Source organism: Rhodococcus sp. IEGM 1307 (genome assembly GCF_030056915.1).
GTDB lineage: Bacteria > Actinomycetota > Actinomycetes > Mycobacteriales > Mycobacteriaceae > Rhodococcus_F > Rhodococcus_F opacus_D.
Window position 1 is genome coordinate 1 of sequence record NZ_JASHKW010000005.1, and the last position, 13,141, is coordinate 13,141.

Below are 13,141 nucleotides of genomic sequence, written 5' to 3' on the forward strand. Positions count from 1 at the left end.
TGAGGGTGGTGCGGCCGGCGGTGGCGCCGAGGACGAACCCGCGGGCCATCTGATCCGCGGCGGCCCACAGGCCGTCGCCGGTGCGTTGGAACCCGAACATCGAGTAGAAGATGTACAGCGGGATCATCGGCTCACCGTGGGTGGCATACGAGGTGCCGACCGCGGTGAACGAGGCGGTCGAGCCGGCCTCGTTGATGCCCTCGTGCAGGATCTGCCCGATCTCCGATTCCTTGTAGGCGAGCATCAGCTCCGCATCCACCGCGGTGTACAGCTGCCCGTTGCGGTTGTAGATCTTCAAGGACGGGAACCAGGAGTCCATCCCGAAGGTGCGGGCCTCGTCCGGGATGATCGGCACGATCCGCTTGCCGATCTCCTTGTCCCGCAACAGCTCCTTCATGATCCGCACCAACGCCATGGTGGTCGCGACCTGCTGCTTCCCGGAGCCCTTGCGGACCACGTCGTAGGTCGAGTCCGCCGGCTGCGGCAACGGCGCCGGGCTGGTGCGCCGCTGCGGCAGGAACCCACCCAACGCCTTACGCCGGTCGAGCATGTACTGGATCTCCGGGGCGTCCTTACCGGGGTGGTAGTACGGCGGCATCTTCGGGTCCTTCTCCAACTCTTCGTCGGAGATCGGGATGCGCTGCAGGTCCCGGAAATTCTTCAGATCATCGAGGGTCAGCTTCTTCATCTGGTGGGTGGCGTTGCGGCCCTCGAAGTGCTTGCCCAGGGTGTAGCCCTTGATGGTGTGCGCCAGGATCACCGTCGGCTGCCCCTTGTGCGCCATCGCCGCCGCGTACGCGGCGTAGATCTTGCGGTAATCGTGGCCGCCGCGCTTGAGGTTCCAGATGTCGCGATCGGAGAGGTTCTTCACCAGTTCCTTCGTCCGCGGATCCCGCCCGAAGAAGTGCTCGCGCACGTACCCGCCGTCGTTGGCCTTGTAGGTCTGGTAGTCGCCGTCGGGGGTGACGTTCATCAGGTTGACCAGGGCGCCGTCGCGGTCCGCGTGCAGCAGTGCGTCCCACTCGCGGCCCCAGACCACCTTGATCACGTTCCAGCCGGCGCCGCGGAAGAACGACTCCAACTCCTGGATGATCTTGCCGTTGCCGCGGACCGGGCCGTCGAGGCGCTGCAGGTTGCAGTTCACCACGAACGTCAGGTTGTCGAGGCCTTCGGTGGCCGCCACGTGCGCCAGGCCGCGGGATTCGGGTTCGTCCATCTCGCCGTCACCCAAAAATGCCCACACGTGCTGATCGGAGGTGTCCTTGATGCCGCGGTCGTGCAGGTAGTGGTTGAACCGGGCCTGGTAGATCGCGTTCATCGGGCCCAACCCCATCGACACGGTCGGGAATTCCCAGAAATCCGGCAGCAGCCGCGGGTGCGGGTACGACGGCAACCCGCCGCCCTGATCGGCGTGCGAGTGTTCCTGCCGGAACCCGTCCATCCGCTCCGCCGGGATCCGCCCCTCCAGGAACGCGCGGGCGTAGATGCCCGGCGAGGCGTGGCCCTGGATGAAGATCTGATCCCCGCCCCCGGGATGGTCCTTGCCGCGGAAGAAGTGGTTGAACCCCACCTCGTACAGGGCCGCCGACGACGCATACGTCGAAATGTGGCCGCCGACCCCGACGCCGGGGCGTTGCGCGCGGGTCACCATCACCGCCGCGTTCCACCGGATGAACGCCCGATACCGGCGCTCGGTCTCCTCGTCGCCGGGGAACCACGGCTCGTTCTCCGTCGGGATGGTGTTCACATAATCGGTCGACGTCAACGCCGGCAACGCGACGTGCTTCTCCCCGGCCCGCTCGAGCATCCGCAACATCAGATACCGGGCACGGGTCGGTCCGGACCGGTCCAACAGTCCGTCGAACGATTCCAACCACTCCGTGGTCTCGTCCGGGTCGATATCCGGCAGATAAGACGCAACACCCTCACGGATGACGCGAACCGAGCCGGCGCGGCCGGGGTCTACGGAGGTCGTGGTCTGTTCGAGCAAAGGGATACTCCATCGTTGCGGGCGCGGGATAGGGCGCCGTAGTGGCCGTCCGGGGTGAGGACGAAGCTGTACAACTCACTGCAGAGGTGACTACCGCGGTTTCGCGAGCGGCCATCCCGTGATCTGCTTGGGACGCGGGGGCGCGTAGGTGCGCACCTTCGAAGTCGAGAGACCCAACCCTACAAGAGATTCCGCCAATGTGACAGCGGCACTGACGCCGTCGACCACCGGAACGCCGGCGCGCTCACGGATCCGGTCATCGAGGCCGGCCATTCCACCGCAGCCGAGGCAGATCACCTCGGCCTTGTCTTCGCGCACAGCAGCTTCGGCCTCGTCGACGATCGCCTCGATCGTGTGCTCGGGGTCGGATTCCAGCGCGAGGACGGGCAGTCCGCTCGCGCGTACACTCGCGCACTTGGCGTCGAGGCCCGCGAGCCGGAGCCGGTCTTCGATGAGCGGTACGGTGCGGTCGAGGGTGGTGACGACGGAGTACTTGTGTCCCAGCATCATTGCGATACTGGCGGACGCCTCGGTGATGTCGACGACGGGTACGTCGAGCAACTCCTGCAGTCCTTCCCTGCCGTGTTCGCCGTATCCTGCCTGGATCACCGCGTCGTACGGTTCCGGGTACGACCGCACCCGGTCCATCACGGCGATCGCGGCGAGGTAGCTCTCGAAGTTCCCTTCCACGGATTCCGCACCGATCTCCGGTGTGAGCCCGACGATCTCGGTACCGGGTGCCGCGGCGGCCTCGGCCTGTTTGGCGATGGCGTCCGTGATGGACGTGGTGGTGTTGACGTTGACGACGAGAATACGCATCGAAAGCTCCTGTCAGTGGTCGCCGTGGCCGCTGTCCACGGCGATGGACTCGCCGGACACGTCCACGTACTGCCGGGTGCGGTCGCCGACGACCGCGTAGATTGCCGCCGCCAGGCCCGCTCCGATGAACCAGGAGAACGGGGCGACGAGATGGAAGGCGGGGACGATCGCGAACAGGGTGCTGACGAGCGCGGCGGGGACGAGGGCATAGATCGCCCGAAGGTTGAATCCCTTGCGGTAGTAGTAGGGTCCGGTCGGGCTGTCCGAGTAGAGGGCGGGTACGTCGACCTTCGTGCGGCGGATGAACCAGTAGTCGACGAAGATGATGCCGAACAGCGGGCCGAGGACGGCGCCGAGGCCGCCGAGGAAGTAGTTGATCACCACGGGGCTGTCGTAGAGATTCCACGGCAGCAGGACCACGCCGATGCAGGCGCTGATGATGCCGGCCTTGCGGAAGCTGATCTTCTCGGGGGCGAGGTTCGACAGCACGTACGACGGTGCCACGAAGTTCGCCATGACGTTGACGGCCATCGTCACGATCACGAGGGCCAGGCAGGCCAGCGACAGGAACAAGGTGTTCGGGATCGCCGCGACGATGTCCGTGGGGCTGTCGATGATGGTGCCGTCGATCTGGAACTGCGCGCCGCACAGAATGAACGCGATGACGGCGAACGCGAGGACGTTGACGAACAGGCCCCAGAAGTTGCCGCGCACGACGGCGGTCTTCGACGGGGAGCGCCGCGAGAAGTCGCAGAAGTTGAGGATCAGGGTGCCGTAGATCGACATCCACAGGGCTGCGCCTGCGAAGACCTGCCGCCACATCTCCCCACCCGAGGCGGGCTGATCGGACGTCCACGCGATGGAGAAGTCGGTGCGGAACAGCATCCACAGGGCGAGCGAGCCGACCGTGACCAGGATCAGCGGACCGGCCAGGCTCTCGAATCGTCGCACGGCCTCCATCCCGTAGACGAGGACGACGATCTGGATCGCCCAGATCCCGATGAAGCAGATCCACCCGAGGCTGGAGAGTCCGAGGATCGAGTTCTGGTCGAAGCGGTCGAGCGACGGCGCCACGGCGACGAGGAAGATCCGGAAGACGATCGACGCGAGGTAGGTCTGGATTCCGAACCAGACGATCGCGATGACCGCGCGGACGATGGCGGGAATCTGGGCGCCGCGGATTCCGAAACTGATCCGGCTCATCACGGGGAAGGGCACGCCCGTCTTCTGTCCCATGAAGCCGGCGTAGGTCATCGCGACGCACACGATGACCGCTCCGATCATGAGCGACAGGATCATGTGGCCGCCGCCCAGGCCGAGCGCGAACAGGCCGATGGCGAACGAGTAGTTGGCGATGTTGTGGACGTCGTTGGTCCACAGCGTGAAGATGCTGTAGCTACCCCAGCGGCGACCCGAGGCCTTCGTGGGTGCCAGGTCCAGGTTGTAGAGTGTGGTACTCGTCTGGGTCGCTGGCGGCGCCGGCGGCGCGACGGTGGTGGTGTGCCGCGAGACTGTGTCGTCTATGAGCATGTGCCTGTCCTTGCGTGGCGGCGAACGAACTTCCGTATCACGGAAAGCTTGTTCCATTGTCCCTCCAAGTGTGAGCCAGGCAACAGTGACCGGTCAATGATTTCCGCAGGATATATCTTGGTTCCGTACCACCCGGAACACGACAAACCCGCTGCAGCACTGGATCTTTCGGACCCAGGCCCATGCAAGGGTGCGGCGGCGTCAGGCCAGACCGCGGCTGAGCAGCCGGCCCCGGGGGGCCTCGTCGAGGTCGATCCGCTTGCCGGCCAGCCAGGTACTGCGCACGACGCCGGCGAGGGCACGCCGGTCGTAGGCGGAGACGGGATTCTTGTGCTGCAGGGCGGCCACGTCGACGACGAACGCCTCCTCGGGCGCGAACACGGCGAAATCCGCCGCATACCCCAGCGCGATGTGCCCTTTCGTGTTCAGCCCGACCTGCTCGGCCGGGTTCTCCGCCATCCACCGGACCACGTCGTTCAGGCTGTGCCCGCGACGTTTGGCCTCCGACCACACCGCGGACAGCGACACCTGCAGCGAGGCGATGCCGCCCCACGCCACACCGAAGTCGCCGATGTCGAACCTCTTGAGGTCGACCGTGCACGGGGAGTGATCGGTGACGACGCAGTCGATCACGCCGTCGGCCAGGCCCTGCCACAGCAGCTCACGGTTCCCGGCCTCGCGGATCGGCGGGCAGCACTTGAATTGCGTTGCACCCGAGGGAATCTCCTCCGACACGAACGACAGATAGTGCGGGCACGTCTCGACGGTGAGCTTCACGCCGTCCTTGCGTGCCGACGCGATCATCGGCAACGCGTCGGAGCTCGACAGGTGCAGAATGTGCACCCGGCATCCGGTCCACCGCGCCAGCTCGATAACCTCCGCGATGGCGAGATTCTCGGCGCCCCGCGGCCGCGAGTCGAGGAAGTCCGCATAGTTCTCGCCGCCGGGTGACGTCGCGCGGTCGATCGCGTGCGCATCTTCCGCGTGCACGATCATCATCGCCCCGAAGCCCGCGATCTCCTTCAGCGCCAGTTCGAGCTCGGCCGGATCCAGCGGCGGAAACTCGTCGACGCCGGAGTGCAGAAGGAAGCACTTGAACCCGAACACGCCCGCGTCGTGCAGGGCCCGCAGGTCCGGGACGTTGCCGGGCACGGCGCCGCCCCAGAACCCGACGTCGACGTATGCCTGATCGGCGGCGACCCGGCGTTTCACGTCGAGTGCCAGGGCGTCGACGGTCGGCGGGATGCTGTTGAGCGGCATGTCGACGATCGTGGTCACCCCGCCTGCGGCCGCGGCCCGGGTCGCGCTCGCGAATCCCTCCCACTCGGTGCGGCCCGGTTCGTTGACGTGCACGTGCGTGTCGACGAGACCGGGGATCAGCACCTCGTCGTCGCCCAGTTCGACCACGACCTCGGCGTCGAGCTGGGCGCCGAACGGTTCGATGACGACGATCCGGCCGTCCCGCACACCCACGCAGCGGGCGACCTCCCCCGCCGCGGTGATCACCCGCGGGGCGCGGAACAGCAGGTCGAGCCGGTCAGACATCGTGTTCACCACCTGCGCCGGCAACGCTGCGCACCGCCGCGGCCACGGCCGGGGCGACTGCGGCATCGAACACGCTCGGCACGATGTACGTGGGGTTGAGTTCCGACGGAGACACCGAATCGGAGATCGCGCGGGCGGCCGCGATGAGCATGTCGTCGGTGATCTCGACGGCGTGCGCGTCGAGCAGGCCCCGGAACACGCCCGGGAACGCGAGCACGTTGTTGATCTGGTTCGGGAAGTCCGACCGTCCGGTCGCGACGACGGCCGCGTGCCTGCCGGCTGCGACCGGATCGACCTCGGGCACCGGATTCGCGAGGGCGAACACGACCGACCGCTCCGCCATCGTCTCGATGTCGCTGCCGGTCAGGATGTCCGGCGCCGAGACACCGATGAACACGTCCGCACCGACCAGTGCGTCCCGAAGCGATCCGGACCGAGCTTCCGGGTTGGTGTTGTTCGCGATCCAGGACCGGAACGAGTCGGATGTGTCGTCGGGCGAGAGGATGCCGTTCCGCCCGCACGCCACGATGTTCGTGGCACCCTGCGCGACCAGCAGTCGGATGATGGCGTGTCCGGCGGCGCCGACCCCCGAGACCACGATCTTCACCGTGTCGAGGCTCTTCTCGACCACCCGCAGGGCGTTGGTCAGTGCGGCGAGAACCACGATGGCGGTGCCGTGCTGATCGTCGTGGAACACCGGGATGTCCATCATGTCGCGGAGCCGGGCCTCGATCTCGAAGCAGCGTGGGGCGGAGATGTCCTCGAGGTTGATTCCCCCGTACACCGGTGCGAGGGCCCGGACGATCTCGACGATCGCGTCCGTGTCCTGGGTGTCCAGGCAGACCGGCCACGCGTCCACGTCCGCAAACTGTTTGAACAGGGCCGCCTTGCCCTCCATCACGGGAATCGACGCGGCGGCACCGATGTTGCCCAGCCCCAGCACGGCCGAGCCGTCGGTGACGACCGCGACGGTGTTGCGCTTGATCGTCAGCCGCCGCACGTCCTCGGGGTTCTCCGCGATCGCGGTGCAGACCCGGGCGACGCCGGGTGTGTACGCGCGGGACAGGTCGTCGCGGTGCTTGAGCGGAACCTTCGGCACCACTTCGAGTTTCCCACCGAGATGGAGCAGGAACGTGCGGTCACTGACCTTGCCGACCACGACACCGGGCACGTCGGCGATCGCGGACGCGATCTGCTCGGCGTGCTCGACGTCGGAGGCGTCGCACGTCACGTCGATGACCATGTGGTCGGGGTGGCTCTCCACCACGTCCAACGCGGTCATGGCGCCCTTCACGGAGGCCACCGCCCCCGCGAGAGTCGAGGTGGTGCCTGCGCCGACCGGGGCCGTGACGCGAACGGTGATGGAGTAACCGGGACTGGGATTGGGCATGCGTGTTTCCTCGGGTTCGTCAGGTAGGGGTGGAGAGCGCGCCGGTGCTCCGACTAGCGCGGCGCCTGGTCGGCGACGAGCGCTTGATGGCTCTGGGGCAGGGCTTCCCACCAGGTGCGTCGCGTCTCCGCCAGCGCAGTCGCGTCGAGGTCGCCGAACAGCCGCAGCCGGGACAGGCCACCGTCGGGGTAGACGTCGAGTCGCAGGTGCGTGGCCGCCTCGGTGGCGTCCAGAACGAAGCGGTGCCTCGTGTCGGGCTGCACGGCCGTGCGGGACAGCAGTTCGGTCCACGCGCTCTCGTCGGCGATGTCGGCGGTCCGCGCGTCGGCGGTGCTCAGCCGCACCCAGCCGGGCGCGTTCCCGACGTAGTAGCTGGTGTCGATCTCGACGTGCCGGGGAATGCCGGCCGCGGCCAGCGAGAACACCGCGAAATCGTTGCCGCCGCCACGACGCCGGGAGTTCTCCCAGCCCTCCCCCATGTTCCGGGCCCGCCCGGGAAGGATGATGTTCGCGGGCGACGCGTAGAACGCGTCGGAGCAGCCGACGAGGCGTCCGCCGTTCTCCGCGGCCAGCAGGTCCACCGTCCCGTCGAGGAACCGGGGGTCGGGCACGACCTCACCGTGCACCCGCAACCGTGCGACGCCGCCGTCGGGGTAGATGGACAGCCGCACGTGTGTCCACCGGTGCCGGTCGGCGACGGCGTAGGCGTTCGCGGCGTGGCCCTCGGCCGGGGACTTCTCGACGATGGTCTGCCAGTCCGCCTTCATGACCTCCTCGATGGACGGGTAGCCCTCGATCGACGCCGCCTCGATGGAGATGAAGGGCGGGTAGTTGCCCTTGAAGTGCGCGGTGTCCACGATGATCCCGTGGATGATGCCCGCAGCCCCGAGCCGGACGATCGCGTAGTCGTGGCCGTCGTCGCGGCGGCGGCGGGTCTCCCACCCGTCGTACACCTTGCCCTTGTGCCCGAAATCGGACGGGTCGAAAAACGGGGCCTCCGCCTTGATGAGGTTCTCCCGCTGGGCGAACAGTTCGTCGTTGGCCGCGGATACGCTTCCGCCGAGGGCGCGTGAGGCGAGGTCGGGTAGTGCGGTGAAGTCGGGTGACGTCATGATTCTCCTCGTGTGCTGAGTGGTGCGAGTTCGGCAGTCGATGCCGCGATCGTGCAGCCGATCCGGCGCAGTAGTTCCGCCGCATCTCTGATCGATCGATGAAGGTCCGGTTCGAGGTCCGCGAGTGCGTATGTCGCGGAGATGCCGGCGGCGTGTAATTTGATGTCGCTGAGCAGGTTTCGGCCGCAGACGGCGAGGACGGGAATTCCGGCCTTGCGCGCCTCGATCGCGACGCCGATCGGCGCCTTGCCGTGGAGGCTCTGCGCGTCGAGTGCCCCCTCACCGGTGATGACGAGGTCCGCCCCCGCGAGTCTCCCGGGAAAGTCGACGAGCCCGAAGACCGTGTCGATGCCGGGCCGCGTGTCGGCCCCCAGCACCGAGATCGCGCCGAACGCCGCGCCTCCCGCAGCGCCCGCACCCGCGATCCGGCTGTCGTCGCGGCCGGTCGCGGCGCGCACGACCTGCGCCCACCGGGACATGGCGTCCTCGAGGACGACCAGTTCTTCTGCGGCCGCGCCCTTCTGGCTTGCGTATACGGCGGTGGCGCCCGTCGGGCCGAGGAGCGGATTGTCGACGTCGCAGGCGAGCCGGAAGTGCGCCGCACGCGCCGCCGGGTGGAGACCGGTCAGGTCGACCCGGGCGGCGTGGCGCAGCGCCGCTCCCCCCTGCGCGACCTCGTTGCCGCCGGCGTCGAGGACACGCACGCCGAGGGCCTGTAACAAGCCGGCACCGCCGTCGGTTGACGCGCTGCCCCCGAGACCGACGATGATCTCGCGGGCTCCCCCCTCCAGCGCGTGCCTGACGACGGTGCCGAGTCCGAATGTACTGGCACCCATGGGATCCATCACACCGTCCGGGAGCAGTACCAACCCCACGGCCGAAGCCAGTTCGACCACCGCGGTCGAGCCGCGCACCGCGTAGGACGAGGTGACGGGTAGACCCGTCGGCCCCGTGGTGGTCACCGCGACCGGAGACCACCCTGCGGCGACGGCCGCGGCGACGGTGCCGTCGCCGCCGTCCGCGACCGGAACACGATCGATCACCCAGGACGGATCACCGGCCAGGAGTCCGTCAGCGAGGGCGTCCGCCACTTCCGCGGCGGTGAGGGATCCCTTGAACTTGTCGGGTGCGACCAGTACACGTGTCACGGTGCCCCCCCTAGTCCAGCAGCATGAGGGCTGTGGGAGCGTGCTCCCAGCTCTCCGCCAGATCCTCGAACTCGGCGACGTTGTCGAGTTCGGTTCCCATCGCGATGTTGGTGACCCGCTCGAGGAAGACCTCGACCACCACCGGCACCTTGTGCTCACCGGCGAGCTCACGGGCCTTCTCGAGGGCGCCTGCGATCTCGCCGGGCTCGGTGACCCGCAGCGCCTTGCAGCCCAGCCCCTCGGCGACCTTGACGTGATCGACGCCGTACCCCTTCGGGACCGCGGGCAGCACATCGTGTTCGGTGGTTTCCTGGGTGTTGATGTTGTCGAAGCCCAGCTGCACGCAGAAGTCCATGTCGAATGCGCGCTGCGCCTGACGGATCAGTCCCAGGTAGGAGTTGTTCACCACGACGTGGATGTACGGCAGGTTGAACTGGGCGCCCACCGCCAGTTCCTCGATCATGAACTGGAAGTCGTAGTCACCGGACAGCGCCACGACGGGTGTCTCCGGCTCCGCGGCCACCACTCCGAGAGCGGCGGGGATGGTCCAGCCCAGCGGCCCGGCCTGGCCGCAGTTGATCCAGTTGCGGGCCTTGTAGACGTGCAGGAACTGGCCGCCGGCGATCTGCGAGAGCCCGATCGTGCTGACGTACCGGGTGTTGCGCCCGAAGACGCGGTTCATCTCCTCGTACACCCGCTGCGGCTTGACCGGGACGTCGTCGAAGTGGGTCTTGCGCTGCATGGTCCGCTTCCGGGTGGCACAGTCCTCGACCCAGGTGCTGCGGTCCGCGAGTGTTCCGGCGGCCTTGCGCTCCTTCGCGACGGCGACGAACAGTTCGAGCGCCGCCTTGGCGTCGGAGACGATCCCGTAGTCCGGTGCGAACACGCGGCCGATCTGGGTGGGTTCGATGTCGACGTGAACGAACTTGCGCCCCTTGCGGTAGGTGTCGAGACCGCCCGTGTGCCGGTTGGCCCAGCGGTTGCCGATGCCCAGGACGAAGTCCGACGCCAGCATGGTCGCGTTGCCGTACCGGTGGGCGGTCTGCAGACCGACCATGCCCGCGGCGAGGCGGTGGTCGTCCGGGATGGTGCCCCAGCCCATCAGCGTCGGCACCACCGGAACGTCCAGCAGTTCCGCCAGTTCCACGAGCAGATCCGCGGCGTCGGCGTTGATGATGCCGCCGCCGGCGACGATCAGCGGGCGGTCGGCGGCCCCCAGCATGTCGAGGGCCTTCTCCGCCTGCGCCCGGGTCGCCGCCGGCTTGTACACGGGCAGCGGCTGGTAGGTGTCCGGGTCGAACTCGATCTCCGCCAGTTGCACGTCGATCGGCAGGTCGATGAGAACCGGTCCCGGCCGACCGGACCGCATCAGGTGAAATGCCTGCGCGAACGCACCCGGAACCTGGGCCGGCTCGAGCACCGTCATCGCCATCTTCGTGACCGGACCCGCGATCGCGGCGATGTCGACGGCCTGGAAGTCTTCCTTGTGCAGGCGCGCGACCGGGGCCTGCCCCGTGATCGCGAGGATCGGGATCGAGTCCGCCATCGCCGAGTACAGGCCGGTGATCATGTCGGTCCCGGCCGGCCCGGACGTCCCGATGCAGACACCGATGTTCCCGGCCTTGGCGCGGGTGAACCCCTCGGCCATGTGGGATGCGCCCTCGACGTGGCGGGCGAGGACGTGCTTGATCCCACCGTGGTCACGCATTGCTGCGTAGAACGGGTTGATCGCCGCACCGGGGAGGCCGAAGGCCTGGGTGGCACCTTCGAGTTCCAGAATCTTGACCGCTGCGTCAGCGGCGCGCATACGAGGCATATCAGTTCTCCATCGAGGATTACGAGTTGAAGCGGGTCACTGGGAGGGGCGGCCGGACAGCCGCTCCACTCCGCGCAGCAGACCCGAATGATCCAGGCCACCATCACCGTTCGCACGGGCGGAGGCCATCAGCTGGGCGACGACGGCGCCGAGGGGTGTCACGACGCCTGCCTCACGGGCAGCGCTGGTCACGATGCCGAGGTCCTTGTGGTGCAGGTCGATCCGGAATCCGGGTTCGAACGACCGGTCCAGCATCTTCTGCGCCTTCTGGTTCAGGACGGCCGATCCGGCGAGCCCGCCGCCGAGTACCTCCACGGCGGCCGCGGTGTCGACACCGTAGGCCTCGAGGAAGATGATCGCCTCCGCGAGGAGCTGGATGTTGCCGGCCACGATCAGCTGGTTCGCTGCCTTCACCGTCTGTCCGGAGCCGTTCGGGCCCACGTGGACCACCGTCTTCCCGACGACGTCGAGGATCGGCCTGGCCGACTCGAAGTCTTCCGGGGCGCCGCCGACCATGATCGACAGTGCGGCGTTGACCGCACCGGCCTCGCCACCCGACACCGGGGCGTCGATCAGCCGGAATCCACGCTCGGCCGCCTGCGCGGCGAGTGCGGTGGTGACGTCGGGCCGGATGCTGGAGAAGTCGATGATCAGAGCGCCTGCCGGGGCGTGCTCGAAGACTCCGTCCTCACCGGCGAGTACGGCCTGCACGTCGGGCGAGTCGGGGACCATCACGGCCACGACGTCGGCGCCGGCAACGGCCTTGGCGATGGAGTCCGCTGCGGTGCCGCCGGCCTCGACGAGTGCCGCGGTGCGCTCGGGCGAGCGGTTGTATCCGACCACCTGGTGGCCGGCCTTGGCGAGATGAACGGCCATGGGGCTGCCCATGATTCCGAGTCCGATGAATGCGATAGTGCTCACGAGTGTCCTCGATTCCGTCGAAGTGGTGGTGTGTCAGTGGCCGGCGCGGGACGCGCGCTGTTCGCGGGGCAACCAGTCGAAGGTGTCCGGTCGGGTGGACTTGTACTCGAGCCCTACGTATCCGCGGTAGCCGTGTCCGGCGAGCCTCGTCAGGTAGCCGTCGATGTCGAGTGTTCCGGTGCCGGGTTCTCCGCGACCAGGAGCATCCGCGATCTGTACGTGCCCGATGCGGTCCGCGTACGTGTCGATCGCGGCGCCGACGTCGTCGCCGTTGACCTCGAGGTGGTAGAGGTCTGCGAGGAGCCGAAGCGAGTCGACACCGTGTTCCGCCTTCACCCGGTCGATCACGGCAATCGCGTCGGCCGCGCTCTTCAGCGGGTACGCCGGCGTGCCGCTGACCGGTTCGACGAGCACGACCGCACCGATACGATCCGCCGCCTTGCCCGCCTGGGCGAGGTTCTCGGTGGCCGTGTCGTCCTGAATCTTCGGATCCGTGCCGTCGATACGATTACCATACAGGGCGTTGAAAGCTTTGGTGCCCAACCGTTCTCCGATTCCGACAGTGATGTCGATGTTGTCGCGGAACGCCGAGACCTGCGCCGGGTCGGACAGCAGTCCGCGGTCCCCCGCCGGCATGTTGCCCGCCGCGAAGTTCAACCCGGTCAGCTGCACTCCGGCGTTCTCGATCGCGCCCACGAACGCGTCGACGTCGCTGTCCCGCGGTACGGCGGTGTCGAAGGGCCACCAGAATTCGACGGCGTCGAATCCGGCATCCCGGGCAGCCTGTGGGCGCTGCAGGAGCGGCACGTCGGTGAGCAGGATCGAGCAGTTCAGGGTGTAGGCCAAGGTATCCATCGGTTGTTTCTTCAC

Annotated in this window: 10 protein-coding genes; all 10 read right to left on the reverse strand. The window is 67.7% G+C overall.

The annotated features are described in order from the left end of the window. On the reverse strand, window positions 1-1,996 hold a 1,996-nt coding region (gene aceE / locus QM841_RS10880), incomplete at its 3' end, for a pyruvate dehydrogenase (acetyl-transferring), homodimeric type (RefSeq protein ID WP_283332298.1). An 84-nt stretch (window positions 1,997-2,080) separates the two neighbouring features. After that, window positions 2,081-2,809, reverse strand: a complete 729-nt coding sequence (locus QM841_RS10885; protein ID WP_283331973.1) for an aspartate/glutamate racemase family protein — start codon at window positions 2,807-2,809, stop codon at window positions 2,081-2,083. Window positions 2,810-2,821: 12 nt separating this feature from the next. Further along, entirely contained in the window at window positions 2,822-4,339 is a 1,518-nt protein-coding gene (locus tag QM841_RS10890) for an NCS1 family nucleobase:cation symporter-1 (RefSeq protein ID WP_283331974.1), read from the reverse strand. A gap of 201 nt (window positions 4,340-4,540) precedes the next feature. Further along, a complete protein-coding gene (gene allB, locus QM841_RS10895; RefSeq protein WP_037226270.1) occupies window positions 4,541-5,884 on the reverse strand; it encodes an allantoinase AllB in 1,344 nt (447 codons plus the stop codon). After that, complete coding sequence (locus QM841_RS10900) at window positions 5,877-7,274, reverse strand: NAD-dependent malic enzyme (protein WP_283331975.1); 1,398 nt, start codon at window positions 7,272-7,274, stop codon at window positions 5,877-5,879. The genes allB and QM841_RS10900 overlap by 8 nt, the downstream gene beginning before the upstream one ends. Before the next feature lie 53 nt (window positions 7,275-7,327). Continuing rightward, on the reverse strand, window positions 7,328-8,386 hold the full coding sequence (gene alc, locus QM841_RS10905) for an allantoicase (RefSeq protein WP_283331976.1): 1,059 nt from the start codon (window positions 8,384-8,386) through the stop codon (window positions 7,328-7,330). After that, window positions 8,383-9,534, reverse strand: coding sequence for a glycerate kinase (locus tag QM841_RS10910; protein WP_283331977.1), 1,152 nt, complete (start codon window positions 9,532-9,534; stop codon window positions 8,383-8,385). Before QM841_RS10910 ends, alc begins: the two co-directional genes overlap by 4 nt. Window positions 9,535-9,544: 10 nt before the next feature. After that, window positions 9,545-11,350: a glyoxylate carboligase gene (gene gcl / locus QM841_RS10915; protein WP_283331978.1), complete on the reverse strand. Its 1,806-nt coding sequence runs from the start codon at window positions 11,348-11,350 to the stop codon at window positions 9,545-9,547. A 36-nt stretch (window positions 11,351-11,386) separates the two neighbouring features. Then, window positions 11,387-12,271 (reverse strand): 2-hydroxy-3-oxopropionate reductase, encoded by an 885-nt coding sequence (locus QM841_RS10920; protein WP_280781351.1) that lies wholly within the window; start codon window positions 12,269-12,271, stop codon window positions 11,387-11,389. A 33-nt stretch (window positions 12,272-12,304) separates the two neighbouring features. Beyond that, on the reverse strand, window positions 12,305-13,126 hold the full coding sequence (locus QM841_RS10925; protein WP_283331979.1) for a hydroxypyruvate isomerase family protein: 822 nt from the start codon (window positions 13,124-13,126) through the stop codon (window positions 12,305-12,307). Window positions 13,127-13,141 lie beyond the last annotated feature (15 nt).